This is a genomic window from Gillisella vitis (genome assembly GCF_001541345.2).
Classification (GTDB): Bacteria; Pseudomonadota; Alphaproteobacteria; order Rhizobiales; family Rhizobiaceae; genus Allorhizobium; species Allorhizobium vitis.
Genome location: NZ_LMVL02000001.1, coordinates 601,561 through 619,357 on the forward strand (window position 1 = coordinate 601,561; position 17,797 = coordinate 619,357).

Genomic DNA, 17,797 nt, shown 5'->3' on the forward strand with positions numbered 1-17,797 from the left:
ACGGGATAGAAACGGAGGAGGAAACCCATGATCATCAACAGACGTGCCTTGATCGCTGTGCTGGCTCTTGCCACGGCTTGTCCGCTTGCATCGACCGCCCGGGCGGACGACGTGACACTCAATCTCTGGTCGCTCGACAAGGATATCCAGCCTGCGCCCAATCTGGTCAAGCAGTTCAACGCACTCAACAATGGCATCAAGATCGAGTATCGGCTGCTCCAGTTCGATGATGTGGTGACGGAAGCCATGCGCGCCTATTCGACCGGTCAAGCGCCTGACATTATCGCGGTCGATAATCCGGAACATGCGTTGTTTGCCTCGCGGGGCGCGTTCCTCGATCTCACCGACATGATCGCCAAGTCGGATGTGATCAAGCCACAGAACTATTTTCCGGGGCCGCTGGCGTCTGTGACTTGGAAGGACCGCTATTTCGGCGTGCCGAAAGCCACCAACACCATCGCGCTCTACTATAACCGCGACATGTTCAAGGCCAAGGGGCTCGATCCACTGAAGCCACCGCAGACCTGGGACGAGCTTCTGGCCGCTGCCCGCAAGCTGAACGATCCGGCCAAGAACGTCTATGGCCTCGCTTTTTCCGCCAAGGCCAGTGAAGAGGGAACGTTCCAGTTCCTGCCCTGGGCGCAGATGGGCGGTGGCGGCTATGACCATATCAATGCTCCGGGCGCGGTAAAGGCGCTGGAGACCTGGAAAACCATCATGACCGAAAAACTGGCCTCGCCGGATACACTGACCCGCGGCCAGTGGGATTCGACCGGCACGTTTAATTCCGGCAATGCAGCCATGGCGATTTCGGGGCCCTGGGAAATCGACCGTATGCTGAAGGAAGCCAAGTTCGACTGGGGCGTGGCCCTCCTGCCGGTGCCGAGTCCCGGCGCTGAACGGTCTTCCGGCATGGGTGATTTCAACTGGGCGATCTTTTCCAGCACCAAGCATCCCGCCGAAGCCTTCAAGGCGCTGGAATTCTTTGCTTCCCAGGACAAGGATATGTTCAAGAATTTCGGACAGCTACCGGCCCGTTCCGACATCGCCATTCCGCCATCGGGTTCGCCCTTGAAGGATGCGGCGCTGCAAGTGTTTCTCGAACAGATGAAATATGCCAAGCCGCGCGGTCCACATCCGGCCTGGCCAAAAATCTCCAAGGCGATCCAGGATGCCATCCAGGCGGCCCTGACCGGTCAGATGACGCCCAAGGATGCGCTGGACCAGGCGCAGAAAAAGATCAAAGCCGCCCTGGGTTGACATCAGTTCCATCGCGTCAGGCGCTGTCAATGCGCTTGGCATGACTATCCTTTCCTCCCGGCCGGGGCTGCATCTCTCCTGTGAGGATGCAGCCCCTGGACGGAGCCCCGAATGGAGCAAAAGAGGTCTCATGAAACGGATCGTATCGAGTATTGTCGATGGGCGTGGCTTTGACTTCGGTCTGGCCGGGGTGCCACTGGCCTTTCTTCTGGTCATGTCGGGTCTACCGCTGCTCTATAATATCGTGATGAGCTTTCAGGAGGTTGACATGTTCAGCCTTGGAACCTTTTCCCGTCCCTTTGTCGGTTTTCAGAACTATATCGACCTGATGGCGCAGCCGGAAACCCTGCCCATATTCACCAATACGGCGATTTTCGTTGTGGCATCGATTGCCGGGCAATTCCTTCTGGGCTTTGGTCTGGCACTGTTCTTTGGGGTGGGATTTCCCGGCTCCTCCTGGCTGCGTGGCCTGTTTCTTGTGTCCTGGATCATGCCCGGCCTCGTCGTCGGCGCGACCTGGAACTGGATACTCTCAGGTGATTTCGGAGTGTTCAATTATATGCTGCGCGAAACCGGGCTGATCAGTGCCAATATCTTCTGGCGGTCCGATCCGGCCTATGCGCTGTGGGCGGTGATTATCGCCAATATCTGGCTTGGCACGTCCTTCAACATGATCCTGCTGTCGGTCGGGCTTTCAGGCATCCCCAAGGACTTCTATGAGGCAGCGCAACTGGACGGCGCGACCGTGTTGCAACGGTTCTTCACCATCACCTTGCCAATGATGCGCTCGTCCATCGGCGCGCTGGTGTCGCTGGGTTTGATCTTTACCTTGCAGCAATTCGATCTGTTTGCCGCCATCACCTCCGGTGGGCCTGCCAATGCCTCGAATGTGGCGCAATATTGGGCCTGGGACCTGTCTTTCCGGCAATATGACTTCGCCAAGGGTGCGACTGTTTCGGTGATCATGACCGTCTTCGTGCTTCTGGCATCGCTGGTTTATGTCCGCTCTACACGTCATGAGGTGCGCGGATGAGCGAAACAGTTCGTAACCGTCTGATGCTTGCCATCGCCCTCGTCATGGCGGCGATCTATCTCTTCCCGCTCTACTGGATGTATGTCACAGCACTGAAAACCGGCTCGGCAATGTTTGCCACGCCTCCGCATTTCTGGCCCGACGATCCGCAATGGGGCGTCTATGCTGATGTCTGGCAAAGCCGCGATATGGGTCGCTATCTGTGGAATTCGACCGTGATCGCGCTGGGTTCGGTCAGCATCATCTGCATTCTCGGTACTGGCTGCGCCTATGTGCTGGCACGCTATCGCAATGGCTGGGTCGATGCCGGGCTGTTCCTGATCCTGATGCTTCAGGTTCTACCGGCTTCCCTGATGATTACCCCGATCTTCGTCGGCTTTTCGCAACTTGGCCTGCTGAACACGCCGCGCTTTGCCGTGATGCTGGCGGTGGCGGCGAAAAGCATGCCGTTCTTCGTGGTTCTGGTGCGTTCCAGCTTCATGACGGTGCCGATCGAGCTGGAAGAAGCGGCCATGGTCGATGGCAATTCGCGGATCGGGGCGTTTTTCAGCATTGTCCTGCCGCTGGCACGCAATGGTATTCTGGTCAGCGCCATCCTGATCTTCATGCAGGCGTTCGGAGAATTCGTCTATTCCAAATCAATGATCCAATCGGTGGACCTGCAACCGGCCAGCGTCGGGCTGAACAGTTTCATGGGCCCCAATACCAATGAATGGAACGGGATCATGGCCTATGCCTCGATCTATGTGACGCCGATCCTTGCCATTTTCGTTCTTTTACAGCGCCGCATCGTCTCCGGCCTCACTTCGGGAGCCCTGAAATGACCATCCAGATCGAATTGAACGGCGTCAACAAGCATTATGGCGCTTTCCATGCCCTGAAGAATATTAATCTCGCCATTGAAAAGGGCAGTTTCGTCGCTCTGGTCGGTCCTTCCGGCTGCGGCAAGTCCACACTGTTGCGGTCGCTGGCCGGATTGGAGAAGATTTCCGCCGGCGAAATGAAGATTGCCGGCAATCTGATGACCAATGTGCCACCGCGCAAGCGTGACATCGCCATGGTGTTCCAGTCCTACGCGCTCTATCCGCATATGACGGTCGAGGAAAATCTGACCTATAGCCTGCGCATCAAGGGGGTGGGCAAGGCAGAGGCGCGCCAGGCCGCCGAGGCGGTGGCGACAACAACCGGGCTGATGCCGCTGTTGAAACGCTATCCGCGTGAATTGTCAGGCGGTCAGCGCCAGCGCGTCGCCATGAGCCGGGCGATCATCCGCAATCCCAAGGCCTTCCTGTTCGATGAGCCGCTGTCCAATCTCGACGCCTCCCTCCGGGTGCATATGCGAAAAGAGATCCGGCTGCTGCATGACCGGTTGAAGGCGACCTCCGTCTATGTCACCCACGATCAGGTTGAAGCGATGACCATGGCGGATCATGTCGTGGTGATGCGCGATGGCGTCATCGAACAGCAGGGGCGGCCGCTGGACCTTTACGACCGGCCCGCAAATCGCTTTGTTGCCGGTTTCATCGGTTCTCCCGCGATGAATTTCATTCCTGCACGTGTGTCGCCGGATGGGCTTGGTCTGGAGCTCGATTTCGTCGGCAAAACGGAGATACTGACATTTCCAGCCGGAAGAGCTGTTGGCGTTGCGCCAGGCCAGCCACTGACGCTTGGCCTGCGGCCGGAACACCTGTCGCTGGCGCCATCCGGACAAGGTGCTTTCGATGTCGATGTGGCGCTGGTGGAATCGACGGGATCGTCAACCTATGTGACGACCAGAACCGACCCGGAATTGACCATTGTCGTTTCGGGCGGTCGCGGCCTGCGCTCCGGCGACCGGCTGGGTGTCGGGATCGATCCGCAGACCGTGCATCTTTATGATGCGCAGACCGGTTTGCGGCTGGATTTTGTGGGTTCGGAATAAGAATTTTCCGCTTGTTGTGTTCTAATTATGAGAGCGCTTATTTTTTGACCGATGCCGGTTCTTTGCTTGTGGCAAGTTTGTGCCGCAGGCTGTTGAAATATAAGGATCGTAGCCTTTCAGTTCTGAAGGCTACACGCCGCGGATCTGATTTTTGCCTATTTTGTATGCAAAATTATGTATTGTTTAAAACTCTTGCAGAATACGTGCTTGCATGAAATGGTTTGGACGCGAGTAGAAGCGGTCTGAGCCTGACGCTCTGGGCATTGCTCGACGGTAAAACCTGTCGAAGAGATGCTTCCATGCCGCTATTCTTGTCACCAATTGTCGAAAATCCACCGTCACAACCCCGTCTTTTGGACGCGGGCGCGCCATCGCACGTCTGCCAGGTTCATCTTTCCCCCGTCAGCCGTCCTTGAAAATCGAACACTGAGCCTTGGAGAAATATACCATGTTTCGTCGTAAGCTTGCGTCCACGCTGTTCACCCTTGGCCTTTTTTCCGGGACTGCCCTTGCCGCCGACAAGGTCACATTTCAGCTGGACTGGCTGCCGGGTGGCGACAAAGCACCGATTTATGTCTGTATCCATCAGGGCTTCTGTCGAGACGCCGGGCTGGATGTCACCATTGCCTCGGGCCGAGGCTCGACCGAGGCGATTTCGAAACTGGCGGCGGGCTCCTCCGATATTGGTGTTTCGGATATCGGTGCCTTGATGGCGGCCCGTGCCAATGAAGGGGTGAAGGTTGTTGGCGTTCTCTCGGTGTTCAACAAGGGACCGCACGCTTTCTATGTCATCAAGGGCGGCTCAATCGCCAGTGTTGCTGACGTCAAGGGCAAGACCATCGCCACATCGCCCTTTACCTCGTCCAATGTCTATCTGCCACTGGTGCTAAAGGACCAGTCCATCGATCCGTCCGCGATCAAGCTGATCAAGGCGGATCCCGGCGCACTCGGTCCGATGCTGATGACCGGTAATGCCGACGGCATCATTGCCTGGATGACGGATTTCACCCGCTATTCCAATCAGGCCCGCCAGGCTGGCAAAGAAATCATCGCGCTACCTTGGTCTGCTGCCGGGCTCGAGCTTTATTCGGCCTCGTTGATTGCCAGTGAGGATTTCCTGGCCAAGCGCCCCGATGTCGCCAAACGCTTCATCGACGCCTATAAGAAATCGGTGCAATTCACCCGCGCCAATCCTGATGCCGCCGTCACCTCCGTGACCAGTGTGGTGCCGGAATTGGGGTCGGAAGACGTCAAGGGATCGATCAATGACACGCTGCCGCTGATCTTCAACGAGGTCACGGACAAGGACGGCTTGGGTGTGTTTGAGCCGAAGCGGCTGGCCGAGACCTGGCGTCGGGTTGCCGCCGCTCAAGCCATCGATCCGGCCAAACTCGACCCGGAAACGGTGGTCAACCGCAGCTTCATTCCAACGGAGTGACAATCATGGCTGTACCCGCAATCCGCTTCGACCGGCTTGGTCAGGTGTTTTCGACCCGCTCGGGACAGACGGAAGCGCTGCGCGATGTCAGCTTCGAGGTGGCGCGGCATGAGTTTCTGGCCATTCTTGGCCCCTCCGGTTGCGGCAAATCCACTTTGCTGCGGATGATTGCTGGGCTTCTGGCGCCCAGCAGCGGTTCACTCCAAGTGTTCGGCCATCCGGTGATCGAACCACGCGATGATATCGGCATCGTTTTCCAGAAGCCGACGCTGCTGCCTTGGGCGACAGTCGAGGACAATGTGTTGTTCCCGGCCCGCCATAAGCGCGGCAGGGTGAGCGCCGAGGAGCGGCAGCGGGCGGGTGAGTTGTTGCGGATGGTCGGTCTGGAGGGTTTCGCCTCTCGGCTTCCAGACGAATTGTCCGGCGGCATGCAGCAGCGGGTCGGCATTGCCCGGGCCTTGCTGATGGACCCGGATATCCTTTTGATGGACGAACCGTTTTCGGCGCTCGATGCGCTGACCCGAGAGGTGATGGGCTTTGATCTGCTGCGGATTTTCACGCAGCGTCCAAAGACGGTGGTGTTCATTACCCATTCCGTCAATGAGGCAGCGCTGCTGGCCGACCGCGTGCTTGTGATGACTGGCCGTCCCGGCACGGTGCTGACCGATATTGTCGTGCCAGTCGGCCGTCCGCGTGGTCCCGAAACAGCCAACGAGAGAGCCATTCATGACCTTACCGCTTATCTCCGCGACCTCCTCCTCACGCGACAGGCGGCCTGAGCCGGTGGCTGAAACTCGCCAGCACCTGCCGTTGCGCACTATGGTCTCCAAGCTCATGGGCCTGCCGGGCCTTGCGGCCCTTGTGTCGTTGGCAGGTGTCATCCTGTTTTGGGAGCTGGCTGTACGGCTGTTTGCCGTTCCATCCTATCTGTTGCCGTCGCCGTCCTCGATCTTCAATGCGTTTTCGTCCATCGGGTTTGATCGCTGGAGCCTGCATCTCTGGGCAACCCTGCGGGTGGCGATGATCGGCTACGTTTTGTCGATTGCCATCGCCATTCCGCTGGCCATTGTCATGATGCGCTCACCGCTTCTGTCAAAGACGCTCTATCCGCTGCTGGTCGTCATCCAGTCAACGCCAGTCGTGGCGGTGGCACCGATCATCATCGTCGTGCTGGGGGCGGGCGATGCGCCACGGGTGGTGATCACCTGTCTCATCACGTTCTTTCCGCTGGTTGTCTCTACGGCTACCGGGCTTGCCGCGACGCCGCCGGAATTGATTGAGCTATCCAGAAGCCTGCGGGCGCCCGCCTTTCGGGAGATCACCCAGATCAGGCTGCCCTTTGCCGTACCGTACATCTTTTCGGCGCTGAAAATCTCGATCACGCTGGCGGTGATTGGCGCGGTGGTTGCGGAATTCTGCGCATCGGAGGCGGGGGTCGGCTACTTCATTCAGTTTTCGACATCGCTGTTCAAATTGCCCCAGGCCTGGGCCGGTCTGTTCGTGCTGGCAGCCTTGTCGCTCATCCTGTTTCAGGCGGTGTTGCTTGTGCAGAAACTGCTGTTTCCGTGGAGCCTGCCGAAGAACAGCTGAAGCCTTTTGCCGGGGGCTGAAAAATCCCCCGTTCTTTTCGGAGTAGAAGCAGTCGGGCATGCCCGGACATTGCTCCTCAACGGCCGGTATCCGGCCCAACCTCAAGGAGACTGCCATGACCATGCAAAGCTACAGCCTTGCCGAATTGAACAAGGAAACCACCATTGGCGGCGTCGGCAAGACCGTCGAGCGCGATGTGCCTGTCATTGATCTCGATCTCGCCGATTTCGACAATCGCAAGGCAGAGATCGCCGATCAATTGTGGGAGGCCTCGGTTGGTATCGGGTTTTTCCAGGTTTATAACCACGGCATCCCGCAGGAGGATATCGACGCGGCGTTCGAGACCGCCTGGTCCTTCTTCGAATTACCAGCGGAAGTCAAAGCCCAGTATCCAATGCCCAAAGGCACCAATGCCGGCTGGGAATTCAAGGCGCAGGTGCGCCCTTCCACCGGCACACCTGACAACAAGGAAAGCTACCAGATTACTCGCCCGATGATGGGCGGACTGTGGCCGAGTGAAGAAGAACTGCCTGAATTCAAGGAAAAGATGCTGCGCTTCGAGCGGCAGAATTGGGAACTCGGCATGCGCATTCTCTCCTGCTTTGCCCTCAAAATGGGCTTTGCCGAGGACTTCTTCACCAAGGCGCATGATCCGGCCTCCGGGGAATACCAATCGACGCAGCGGCTGATCCATTACATGTCGATGGAAAATGCCCAGCCCGAGGATTTCGAATTCTGGCGGGCCGGTGCGCATTCCGATTTCGATTGCCTGACCATCCTGCACCAGAAGGAAGGCGAGGGCGGCTTGCAGGTTTGCCCCGGCAAGGATGCGGCTTCTGGCGAGTGGACGGATGTGCCGCCGAAAAACGGCTATATCACCTGCAATATCGGCGATATGCTGATGCGCTGGTCTGACGATCAATTGCAATCGACACTTCATCGTGTGCGTATGCCGCGTCCGGGCGAATATCTGGGCCGCCGCTTGTCGCTTCCCTTCTTCTGCCAGGCCAATCGTGACGCGGTCATGCAGGGTCCGCTTGGCAAATACGAGGCGATCACCGCTGGAGATTACTTGACGCAGCGCATCAATGCTAACTTCGCCCGGAAATGATGTTGAACCCGGCGAGCCATGATGCCATCGTGGCCAGACAGACAGCGAACAGGGGCAAACGCCCCTGTTCTGCGACGGGAACGCTGATGCTTCATGGCCGCGCTTTGCGCTATATCGACGAAGTCGCCCGGCAGGGCTCGATCCGCAAGGCGGCAAAGACCCTGAATGTCGCTGCCTCCGCTATCAATCGCTATATCCTCGATTTGGAGCAGGAGTTGGATGCGCCGATTTTCGAGCGATTGTCGCGCGGGTTGAAGCTGACCAGTTCCGGCGAAATCCTCATTGCCCATATCCGCGAGACACTGAAAGCGCATGAGACGATGCGGGTGCAGATCAAGGCTCTGCGTGGTCTTAGCCGAGGTGAGGTGGTGATTGCCACCATGGCGACGCTGGCGGCGGGCAGGCTTGCCGACATCATTGCCGCCTACCGCGCCGATATTCCGCAGGTCAGTCTGCGCATCAAGGTCGGAGATCGCTCTGCGGTCTGCGATATGGTCGCTTCAGGGGCCGCCGATCTGGCGCTGGCCTATAATCTGCCGGAGGATAACCGTTTGCAGCGCGCCGCTGAATTCATGCATCCGCTTGGCGCAGTTGTTGCGCCCGACCATCCCTTGGCGACACGCAAGACGGTGCGAATTGCCGATTGCCTGATCTATCCGCTGGTACTGGCCGACAAGACCCTGTCGCTGCGGGAGGTGGTTGAAAATCTGACGCCAGCCCAGGCCCAATTGATGCCTGTTGTCGAGACCAATTCCATGGAGTTGATGAAGCGGCTGGTGCATGGCGCGCCGCATGTCACCTTTCTCAACCGTGTCGATGTGGACCGCGAACTGCAAAGCGGAGAACTGGTCTTTCTTCCGCTGACCGGGTCTGCGGGTTTGCAAAGACTGAACATTCTTCACCGGGCGCGTGGTTCGCTCTCTCCCGCTGCCAGCCACTTCATGCACTACGCCCAGGAACGGCTGCGCATGGTGGAAGACAGCCGCTGACGACGGTGTCGGTGATGTTGCCGTCCCCACACCTTGAAATTCGGCTTATGCCCTATCGAGATCGATTATGATTGAAAATTCCGTCCGCGCACTGGCGCGTTCCAGCTTCACCGGCCATGGCCGCATTATTATCCGTCAGGCCCGCGTGCCAACCGCCTGTCTCGCGGACGGCCTGCCGCCGGGCAGCACTCTCGACCGCGATGGCTGTGCTCTGGTCGATATTCTGCTGGACGACGGACGTGTCGCCGCCGTGCTGCCAGCGGCAAGCGGCGTGACCGGTAGTGGTATTGATCTGGAAGGCCGCCATCTTTGGCCGTTGATGATCGACATGCATATCCATCTCGACAAGGGCCATACGATCAGCCGGGCGCCAGCCTCCGATGGCACGCATCCCAGCGCCCGCGCGGCAACGACAGCCGACCGGCAGGCCCATTGGCGTCACGACGATCTGGTCCGGCGGATGGAATTCGGTCTGGCCTGCGCGGATGCTCACGGCGTTGCCGCACTCCGTACCCATCTCGATAGCCATGCGGGCCAAGCGGAAACTACCTGGGCGACATTTGACGAAGTGCAGGCCCGTTGGGCGGGGCGTATCGCGTTGCAGGCAGTTGGCCTTGTGCCGCTGGATGCCTATCGTACCGACCATGGAAAGCAGCTTGCCGATCTGGTTGCGCGTCAAGGCGGGTTATTGGGCGGGGTGACCCGCGCCTCAGGCGGCACTCATGGCACCGGGAAAAATGGTCTCGGTCTCGATGATATCGATGCTTTGCTCGACAGCCTATTTTTGCTGGCCCGCGAGCGTGATCTCGATATCGACCTGCATGTGGACGAAGCCGAGAAAGCCGATGCCCTGCCGCATGTGGCCCGCGCCGCCATTCGCCATGGCTATGAGGGCCGCGTCACCTGCGGCCATTGCTGTTCGCTGGCTTTGTTCAGCGAGGCGGAAATCCGCGAACGGATTTCGCTTCTGGTCGATGCCGGACTGTCCATCGTCACGCTGCCGACCGTCAACATGTATTTGCAGGGTCGGGCGCAGGGTATAACCCCGCGCTGGCGTGGTGTGACGCCGGTCAAGGAGCTGCGCGCTGCCGGTATCCGCGTCGCGGTTGCTGGCGACAATTGCCGCGATCCGTTTTTTGCCTATGGCGATCATGACATGGTCGATACCTGGCGCCAATCGGTGCGCATTCTGCATCTCGACCATCCCTATGACGATGCCGTGGCACTGGCGACCACCCAACCCGCCGCGATGACCGGCTTTTCCGCTGGAACCATCGGCGCCGGGCGTCCGGCGGATCTGATGATCTTTGAAGCCTGGACCATGGACCAGGTCATTGCCCGCCCGCAAACCGACCGGGTGATCGTGCGGGCAGGCAGGGTCAGCGAGGCAGTGTTGCCATCCTATCGGGAGATCGAATTGCCCTTTCTCACCCCATCACTCTCATCCGGCCATCACTCTCATCCGGAAGGTGAGCGTTAAAGGCTCACCCGGCTCGATCATGTATTGAGGATGCGGCAGAGCGCCCCAGCTATCGTCACCGCCGACGCCCATCTGCCGGGCCATCAGCGTGACGATGGTGCGGTTGGCTGGCGGCAGGTCATAGGGACGGGCTGCGGCTTCCAGCTGGAAAGCCGTATAAGGCGAAACGCCCAGCTCGAACGGCATATCCACGGCCTCGAAGCGCAATGTATTGCCGTCAGCGTCGAACAGATCGGCCCAGCGCACGCCGGTTCGGTTGCCGGATTCCTGCGGGATGACATAGGGCGTGACATTGTCGGCCACCGCGCGCTCGTAAATGCCAAGCCGTGCGCCATGGGCGCGGTCGATGTGATTTTCCTCCGGTCCAAGTCCATAATAACGGAAGCGGTCGAAACTTGCTGGCATCGGGATTGTCAGGCCGAACAGCGGCAGCGAGGGCAGGTTGGCATCCCCCGGCCAATGGGCGGTGACGGCAATCGCGCCATCTGCCTCATAACGGTAGGAAACCGTGGCCTGCATGTCACTATCAGGCAGGGCAAAGCGATAATCGGCCCCGGTGTCACGATAGGCATAGGAAGCCTGCTTTTGGTCGAGGCTCGCCCGGCGCCAACTGCCGAATTTGAAGCCAAAGCCCGCACCCCGGTCATTGTCGGTTGGCGCACGCCAGAAGATCGGCAGGGGTGGCCGTTCCAGGAATTCCACGCCCGCCGCATTGACCAGCGATACCGGTCCGCCAAAGCGCCGGCAGAACAAGGTCCGGCTATGGCCATCGGAAATGCCGAGATTGTAGCTGCCTTCGGCGCGGGTGAGGGGGCGGGAAGCCAGGCTTGGCTTTTCGCCTGCCACCGTCCAGACATGTTCACCAAACGCCACTTCGTGGTCAGCCGGAGCCCAGGCGCGGTCATGGCGTTCGCGCAGCGAGCATTGCAGGGCATATTCGCCCGGCTGCTGCGTGACAGGCACGGACAGACGCAGATAGGTCTGTTCCTGGGCTGCAAGCGCAATATCGGCCCGCCCTTCGGCCACCGCGACACCATCCTTCAGCAGGTGATAGGACAGATAGAAAGCGTCGAGGTTCAGGAACAGGTTGTCATTGATCACTTTGACACCGTGCGCGTCCGGGATCAGCCGGACAGGCTGGTAAAGTGCCTTGATTTCCTGGACTTTCGGGGTCAATTGCCGATCCGCGGTGATAATGCCGTCGCAACAGAAGCTGTAATCGGTTGGCCTGTCGCCGAAATCGCCGCCAAACAGCAGGCCTTCGCTGCCATCCGGGCGGGTGCCGTAGAGAGCTTGTTCGATATATTCCCAGATGAAGCCGCCCTGGCACTGGTCATAGCGATAGGTGAGGTCGGTATAGAGATGCATGCCGCCGCAGGAATTGCCCATCGCATGGGTATATTCGCAGGACACAAAAGGCTTGGATGGATTGCTGCGCAGATAGTCCTCGATATCCTGCGGGCGCGCATACATGCGGCTTTCCATGTCGCTGGAACGCGCATCGAAACGACGGTCGTGGAACACGCCTTCATAATGGACGAGGCGGGAGGGGTCGCGGTCCCTGAACCAATCAGCCATATCGGCAATGACGCTGCCTCCATAGCTCTCATTGCCGCAGGACCAGATCAGCACGCAAGGATGGTTCTTGTCGCGCTCCAGCATATTGGCGGCACGGTCGAGAACGGCGGGTCGCCATTCGTCGCGGTCGCCGGGCAGGACTTTGTCCAGGTCCAGGGTCTCGACCGACCATGTGCCATGGGTTTCCAGATTTGCCTCGTCGATGACATAGAGGCCGTGCTGATCGCAGAGCGCGTAGAACTCGCTGCGGTTCGGATAGTGGCTGGTGCGCACTGCATTGATATTGTTGCGCTTGAAGAACAGCACATCCCAGAGCATGTCCTCAACCGTCAGGGCACGTCCACGGCGTGGATGGAAATCATGCCTGTTGATGCCACGGAACACGATCCGCTGTCCATTGAGGCGCATGACCCCATCGCGCATTTCAAACCGGCGAAAACCGATCGGCTGCGGCACGGCCTCGACCGTCGCGCCATTGCTGTCCTTTAGGACCAGCAGCAGGCGGTAGAGATGCGGCGTTTCGGCGCTCCACAAATGCGGCGCATCGATGGGCAGGGCGATATCCATCTCGGCTGCGGCATCGAGGGACGTTGTTAGGACGGTTTCACCCTTGGCATCGTAGAGCGTCACGGCAAGACTGCCCGCGCTCTCTTCCGCCAAGTCAAGAGCCAGCCGCAAGCGCAGGGAGCCACTGTTGAAATCATCTGCAAGATCCGTGGTGACGAACAGATCGCGGATATGCAGGCTCCGCCAGGCTTCCAGCCGGACGGGCCGCATGATGCCCGACAGACGCCAGAAATCCTGATCTTCGAGCCAGGCACCGGAAGAGCGGTGATAGACCTCGACGGCCAGCAGGTTATCGCCGTCGATCAGCGCCTCGGTGATATCGAAGCGTGAGGGTGTGAAGCTGTCTTCGGCATAGCCGATAAATTGGCCATTCAGCCATACGTAGAAGGCGGTCTCGACGCCCTCGAAGGTCAAAATGATCCGCTGTCCGGCAAGGGCCGGGTCAAGTCGGAACGTCCGGGCATAGCAACCGACCCGGTTGCTCTCTGCGGCCTGCCCAAGCGCCAGCGCCTCATGGCCGTCCCAGGGATATTGGGTGTTGACATATTGCGGCTGGCCATGGCCCTGCAACTGCATGGCGCCAGGCACAACTATGTCGCCGAAGCCGCTACGGTCGAAGTCCGGCTGGTGGAATCCTGCCGGGCGCTCAGTTGCTGATATGGCGGAGACGAACTTCCAGGTGCCATCAAGGCTTTGGCGAAGCGGCGAGGCAGATCCCGCCGCAGCGGATGCTTCATCGGGATAGACGATATGATCGGAATGGGCAGGCAGCCGCCCAACGGCAAAAACCTTGGGATCGGAAAGCCAATCGAGATGTGCTGTGGCAGGCAGAGTATTGGTCGTCACATGTCCCTCCCGGACGTCTATTCTAACTCATAATACCAGTGTCTCTTATCATATTACAAGCCAAACCGGAATCGGTTAGTGGCAAAAATATCCAGCATCTATAAAGTGTTATCGATTTTTTTGCGCGCAAAAGAAGCTTGAAAGACAAGAAAAGTCTGGATCACGGGGAACTCGATCGCGGCGATAAAAAAATCCGATGCTGGTGCAGGTTGCATTTTCCTCCGGCAATTTGCGGTGGCATTGATCGCGCTGTTGTTCTCGCGTATCAACGGGGTGAGGACGAATTGTGGCAAGGCGAGATAATTCGTCATGGGGACGAACTATTTGCGTCCGTGACCCGGTCGTGCGATACGTGCCATCAATATTTCAACATGCCTGTTGTCGATAGGATGAGGTGATTGCGGATGAATCTGTGGACAAGCACGCCACCCATGTTGCGTCAGATCTCCGTTCGCGCCGCCATGGATATTCTTCTGCACCAAGGGCCGACATCGCGGGCGGATCTTGCAAAAAAGACCGGCCTGTCGAAACAGACCATGTCCGAGGTTATTCGCACGCTTGAGACGGCGGGCTGGGTTCGGGTGAAAGGGATCGTGTCCGGCAAGGTTGGGCGCAGCGCCGTGACCTATGAAGTCGCCCCCGATGCGGGTTTTGTCATCGGTATGGATATCGGTGCAACGACCATTCGAGTGGCGATTGCCGATATTGCCGGAACGATTGTCCATGAAGTCGAAAAATCGACCGGAGAGCATGGTGGTGAGGCTCTTCTGGCCCATGTCAGCGGCATTGTCGAAGCGTCGCTTAAAAAGGCGAGGATTTCCCGCAGCAAGGTTCTTCTGGCCGCTGTGGCCATGCCGGGGGTTGTCGACCCCGAGACAGGTCGGCTTTCGCTTGCGCCGAACCTGTCTGAAATCGGCAGTCTTGATGTGATCAAGGCCTTGCAGGGCATTTTTCGCTGCGATGTTATCATCGAAAACGATGTCAATGCGGCGGTGATTGGCGAAAGCTGGAAAGGCAGCGGCATCGGTCTCGATTCGGTTGCTTTCGTGTCGCTGGGAACCGGTATTGGCCTTGGCGTCCTTGTCAATGGCAAGTTGATGCGAGGCGCCAAAGGGGCGGCGGGCGAAATCGCCTATCTGCCGTTCGGAGCCGATCCCTACCGATCTGAAAGTCTGGAGCGTGGCGCGCTCGAATGCGCCATTGGCGCCCGTGGCATTCTGGAGCGTTATGGTAACCCCACAGACGGGGCTGTCACCGTTCGTGATATTCTCGAAGCGGCTGAAAAGGGTGAAGCAAAGGCGCTGGCGACCGTGCAGGAAACCGCCCGGCTGGCGGCTTTGCTGGTGGTTTCGGTTCACGCCATGCTCGATCCGGGCAAGATCATTCTCGGCGGCAATGTTGGTCGCAATCCGTTGATGGTCCGCATGGTCAAGGAGGCGCTGGCAACCTCGACCCGCAGCACAATTTCGCTTGAAGCGAGTACGCTTGCGTCCCGCGCCACCCTGGTTGGCGCGGTGGCCATAGCGCTCAACCAGCTTCACAATGCGCTGTTTTCACCCCAGGATCTTCCAAGCGAAATGCGTCTGCCTGCCTGAAAACGGAATTTCCATATCACTCCGGCTTGAGTTCATCGCGCACCTGGCAATGGGCAACAACGGCAAACAGTCCGGTGCCGCCGATGATATTGCCGATCAGTGTCGGAAGGATAAAGCCGCCGATAGCGCCCCAGACGCTGGTTTCGCCCGCCAGCATCAGCAGCCACGCCTCCCCGGACCCGGCGACCACATGGCTGAATCCGCCGAGCGCGACCGTATAGGTAATCATCACGATAACCCAGAACTCATTGCCTCGGGCATTGGGGAGAATCCAGGCTATCGAGGCAATCAGAAAGCCTGCTGGGGCGGCAAGCAGCAATGTCGTTGCAAAATCATGGCTGAGGATGGCTCTGGAAATATCCAGGATCGCCTCGCGTTGTTCCGCGCCGATGATCAACTGGTTCTCCATGAGCACTGCGATGAAAAATGTTCCGAGCAGATTGGCCGCGAGGACCGCCACCCATAAACGAACAAGCCGGTAAAAGTTGCGGCGTGTCGGGTGGGCGGCGATAGGAAGCACGGCGGTGACGGTCGTCTCCGTAAACAGTTGCAGATTGCCGAGAATGACGATCACGAAACCGACGGTGTAGCCAAGCGAAACGATCAATTCCCGCCACTGCGTGTCTGGTAACCGCACCTGCAAAAAGGCCTCGGCCAGCAACGATGCACAGATTGCCACCCCGGCAGCAAAGCCTGAAAAAAGCAGGGACTGAAGCGGGCGGCTCAGTTCTTCGTCGCCTTGCAGGCGAACGACTTCATGGACCACCTTGGCCGACCCGGACCCTCGCTCGTCGATATCCTGCTTGTCTTCCTCCGACATAGCGGTGGAGGGCTGCGCCTCCTGGGCGGCTTCCTGTTCGATGATGTCAGGCATTCTTGTCTTTCTGCGGGTCAGGGTGGTAAGCGCGCGCTCATCATCCCTGATTGAACAGGGGTGGAAGCTCGCACGGCAGGCTAAACTGTCGAGAACCCATTCGGTTCCAGCGGCAGCTATGCCGCCGCTTTTCAGTGCCGATCAGGCCACCTTGCGTCCGTCGATAAACACGGCAGAGATATTGGCGCGCGAAGCGTTAAAGATGATTTTCTGAAGCAGGGTCTCAGTCATTTCATCGCCATCTGAAAGACGCAATGTGCCTTGGGCGGCCTGCGGATCAATCACGATGGCATCGAAGCGATAGCCCGGGGCAAATTGGCCGATGGGCAGATCCAGTGCCTTGCCGCCGCCAGCGGTGGCGATGTGGAAGGCGTGGCGAAAGTCGATGCGGGCCTTGGCACCGCTTGCGCGCTTGTCCGGGGGAAGGCCGGGATCGACGCCGGTTTCCAGCATGCGGGAGACGAGAATGGCGGCGCGCATATTGTCGAAAAGCGAGGCGCTCGGCCCGCCGGAAATATCGCTGCCCAGCCCGACATGCAGGCCTTTTTCCAAGGCGGCCCGCAGGGGAAACACCGCACCAGCGAAATAGCCGTTGGAGAGCGGGCAATGCGCCACCGCCGCCTGTCGCAGCTTGATCAGGTCCATATCATCAGCAGTCAGCAGATTGGCATGGGCCAGCATGCTGCGGCGGGTGAGAAGGCCGAAGCGATCAAGGCTCATCGCATCCGTCATGCCGTGGCGCGACAACACATAGGCATGTTCCCAATCGCTTTCCGAACAATGGGTCTGCACATGGCAGCCGCAGTCCCGCGCCATGGTGCCCAATCCCTCCAGCGTCGCATCCGTGCAGGCCGGAATAAACCGTGGCGTCACCACCGGCCAGACGCGGGAGGCTGTGTTGTTGGGATGGCCGCTGATATAGTCGATCAGCGCTTGTGTTCCCTGCAAAGCCGCATCCGGTGAGGCGTCGCGGTAATAGTCCGGGCATTGCTCGGCATTGTCCATGGCGACCTTGCCAATCAGGGCGCGCTGGCCTTTTTCAAGGCAGGTATCGACGAGAATGCGGGTCGCGTCCTGGTGAATGGTGGCGAAATACAGCGCCGTCGTCGTGCCATTGGCCACCAGATCATCAACCAGCAGGCCATAGACGCGCTTTGCATAGGCTACATCCGCATAGCGGGCTTCCAGCGGGAAGGTATGGGCATGCAGCCAGGTTTCGAGCGGCACATCCAGTGCTGTGCCAAGCTGCGGATATTGCGGCGCATGCACATGGCAATCCACCAGCCCCGGCAGGAGCAGGCAGCCCGCCGGTAGGCGCGATAGCCGTCCCTTGCGGTCTGCTTCGGCTTTCGCCAATCCGTATCCTTCATCGCCGGGGCGCTGCACGGAGAGGATCTCGCCATGCGCATCAATGGCGATCAGGCAATCAGTCAGCACATCGATTTCACCAGGCACCGGCGCATGAAAACCGCTGGCGATTAGTACTCGGTTTCTGAAATCGCTCATGGCTGGTAC

At 59.0% G+C, this 17,797-nt stretch carries 15 protein-coding genes; 11 read left to right on the top strand and 4 right to left on the bottom strand.

From position 1 onward, the window contains the following. The first annotated feature begins 27 nt into the window (after positions 1–27). From ASB66_RS02600 to ASB66_RS02645, 10 genes are all read left to right on the top strand, one after another. Positions 28–1,260, top strand: coding sequence for an ABC transporter substrate-binding protein (locus ASB66_RS02600; RefSeq protein WP_060717284.1), 1,233 nt, complete (start codon positions 28–30; stop codon positions 1,258–1,260). Positions 1,261–1,390: 130 nt separating this feature from the next. After that, positions 1,391–2,293: a carbohydrate ABC transporter permease gene (locus ASB66_RS02605; RefSeq protein WP_060717285.1), complete on the top strand. Its 903-nt coding sequence runs from the start codon at positions 1,391–1,393 to the stop codon at positions 2,291–2,293. Further along, the gene (locus ASB66_RS02610) at positions 2,290–3,117 is read left to right on the top strand and encodes a carbohydrate ABC transporter permease (protein ID WP_060717286.1); all 828 of its coding nucleotides are present in this window, start codon (positions 2,290–2,292) and stop codon (positions 3,115–3,117) included. Before ASB66_RS02605 ends, ASB66_RS02610 begins: the two co-directional genes overlap by 4 nt. Beyond that, the gene (locus ASB66_RS02615; protein WP_060717287.1) at positions 3,114–4,214 is read left to right on the top strand and encodes an ABC transporter ATP-binding protein; all 1,101 of its coding nucleotides are present in this window, start codon (positions 3,114–3,116) and stop codon (positions 4,212–4,214) included. Before ASB66_RS02610 ends, ASB66_RS02615 begins: the two co-directional genes overlap by 4 nt. A gap of 448 nt (positions 4,215–4,662) precedes the next feature. Then, a complete protein-coding gene (locus ASB66_RS02620) occupies positions 4,663–5,652 on the top strand; it encodes an ABC transporter substrate-binding protein (protein ID WP_060717288.1) in 990 nt (329 codons plus the stop codon). 5 nt (positions 5,653–5,657) lie between these two features. Continuing rightward, the gene (locus ASB66_RS02625) at positions 5,658–6,431 is read left to right on the top strand and encodes an ABC transporter ATP-binding protein (protein ID WP_060717570.1); all 774 of its coding nucleotides are present in this window, start codon (positions 5,658–5,660) and stop codon (positions 6,429–6,431) included. Between the two features lie 55 nt (positions 6,432–6,486). Then, positions 6,487–7,242, top strand: a complete 756-nt coding sequence (locus tag ASB66_RS02630) for an ABC transporter permease (RefSeq protein ID WP_060717571.1) — start codon at positions 6,487–6,489, stop codon at positions 7,240–7,242. A 121-nt stretch (positions 7,243–7,363) separates the two neighbouring features. Continuing rightward, entirely contained in the window at positions 7,364–8,353 is a 990-nt protein-coding gene (locus tag ASB66_RS02635; protein WP_420094371.1) for an isopenicillin N synthase family dioxygenase, read from the top strand. An 86-nt stretch (positions 8,354–8,439) separates the two neighbouring features. Beyond that, positions 8,440–9,342 carry a LysR family transcriptional regulator gene (locus ASB66_RS02640; RefSeq protein WP_156544955.1) on the top strand — a complete coding sequence of 301 codons (903 nt, stop codon included), beginning with the start codon at positions 8,440–8,442 and terminating at the stop codon, positions 9,340–9,342. Between the two features lie 67 nt (positions 9,343–9,409). Continuing rightward, positions 9,410–10,822 (top strand): cytosine deaminase, encoded by a 1,413-nt coding sequence (locus ASB66_RS02645; protein ID WP_060717290.1) that lies wholly within the window; start codon positions 9,410–9,412, stop codon positions 10,820–10,822. Here the strand turns inward: ASB66_RS02645 and lacZ are convergent. Beyond that, positions 10,784–13,813 (bottom strand): beta-galactosidase, LacZ type, encoded by a 3,030-nt coding sequence (gene lacZ, locus ASB66_RS02650; protein ID WP_197433244.1) that lies wholly within the window; start codon positions 13,811–13,813, stop codon positions 10,784–10,786. The genes ASB66_RS02645 and lacZ overlap by 39 nt on opposite strands. Before the next feature lie 98 nt (positions 13,814–13,911). Further along, on the bottom strand, positions 13,912–14,124 hold the full coding sequence (locus tag ASB66_RS02655) for a hypothetical protein (RefSeq protein WP_060717291.1): 213 nt from the start codon (positions 14,122–14,124) through the stop codon (positions 13,912–13,914). A 93-nt stretch (positions 14,125–14,217) separates the two neighbouring features. Between ASB66_RS02655 and ASB66_RS02660 the strand changes: the two genes are divergently transcribed. After that, positions 14,218–15,408 (top strand): ROK family transcriptional regulator, encoded by a 1,191-nt coding sequence (locus tag ASB66_RS02660; RefSeq protein ID WP_060717292.1) that lies wholly within the window; start codon positions 14,218–14,220, stop codon positions 15,406–15,408. A 16-nt stretch (positions 15,409–15,424) separates the two neighbouring features. Here the strand turns inward: ASB66_RS02660 and ASB66_RS02665 are convergent, their stop codons facing one another. Together ASB66_RS02665 and guaD are read right to left on the bottom strand one after the other, a co-directional pair. Further along, positions 15,425–16,282 (bottom strand): formate/nitrite transporter family protein, encoded by an 858-nt coding sequence (locus ASB66_RS02665; protein ID WP_234612899.1) that lies wholly within the window; start codon positions 16,280–16,282, stop codon positions 15,425–15,427. A gap of 141 nt (positions 16,283–16,423) precedes the next feature. Further along, the gene (gene guaD / locus ASB66_RS02670) at positions 16,424–17,788 is read right to left on the bottom strand and encodes a guanine deaminase (protein ID WP_060717293.1); all 1,365 of its coding nucleotides are present in this window, start codon (positions 17,786–17,788) and stop codon (positions 16,424–16,426) included. Positions 17,789–17,797 lie beyond the last annotated feature (9 nt).

Bases quoted from the DNA above. Each gene is read 5' to 3' on its own strand.
- ASB66_RS02600 (WP_060717284.1), top strand. From the start codon at position 28: ATGATCATCAACAGACGTGCCTTGATCGCTGTGCTGGCTCTTGCCACG.
- ASB66_RS02605 (WP_060717285.1), top strand. From the start codon at position 1,391: ATGAAACGGATCGTATCGAGTATTGTCGATGGGCGTGGCTTTGACTTC.
- ASB66_RS02610 (WP_060717286.1), top strand. From the start codon at position 2,290: ATGAGCGAAACAGTTCGTAACCGTCTGATGCTTGCCATCGCCCTCGTC.
- ASB66_RS02615 (WP_060717287.1), top strand. From the start codon at position 3,114: ATGACCATCCAGATCGAATTGAACGGCGTCAACAAGCATTATGGCGCT.
- ASB66_RS02620 (WP_060717288.1), top strand. From the start codon at position 4,663: ATGTTTCGTCGTAAGCTTGCGTCCACGCTGTTCACCCTTGGCCTTTTT.
- ASB66_RS02625 (WP_060717570.1), top strand. From the start codon at position 5,658: ATGGCTGTACCCGCAATCCGCTTCGACCGGCTTGGTCAGGTGTTTTCG.
- ASB66_RS02630 (WP_060717571.1), top strand. From the start codon at position 6,487: ATGGGCCTGCCGGGCCTTGCGGCCCTTGTGTCGTTGGCAGGTGTCATC.
- ASB66_RS02635 (WP_420094371.1), top strand. From the start codon at position 7,364: ATGCAAAGCTACAGCCTTGCCGAATTGAACAAGGAAACCACCATTGGC.
- ASB66_RS02640 (WP_156544955.1), top strand. From the start codon at position 8,440: ATGCTTCATGGCCGCGCTTTGCGCTATATCGACGAAGTCGCCCGGCAG.
- ASB66_RS02645 (WP_060717290.1), top strand. From the start codon at position 9,410: ATGATTGAAAATTCCGTCCGCGCACTGGCGCGTTCCAGCTTCACCGGC.
- ASB66_RS02655 (WP_060717291.1), bottom strand. From the start codon at position 14,124: ATGACGAATTATCTCGCCTTGCCACAATTCGTCCTCACCCCGTTGATA.
- ASB66_RS02660 (WP_060717292.1), top strand. From the start codon at position 14,218: ATGAATCTGTGGACAAGCACGCCACCCATGTTGCGTCAGATCTCCGTT.
- ASB66_RS02665 (WP_234612899.1), bottom strand. From the start codon at position 16,282: ATGCCTGACATCATCGAACAGGAAGCCGCCCAGGAGGCGCAGCCCTCC.
- guaD (WP_060717293.1), bottom strand. From the start codon at position 17,788: ATGAGCGATTTCAGAAACCGAGTACTAATCGCCAGCGGTTTTCATGCG.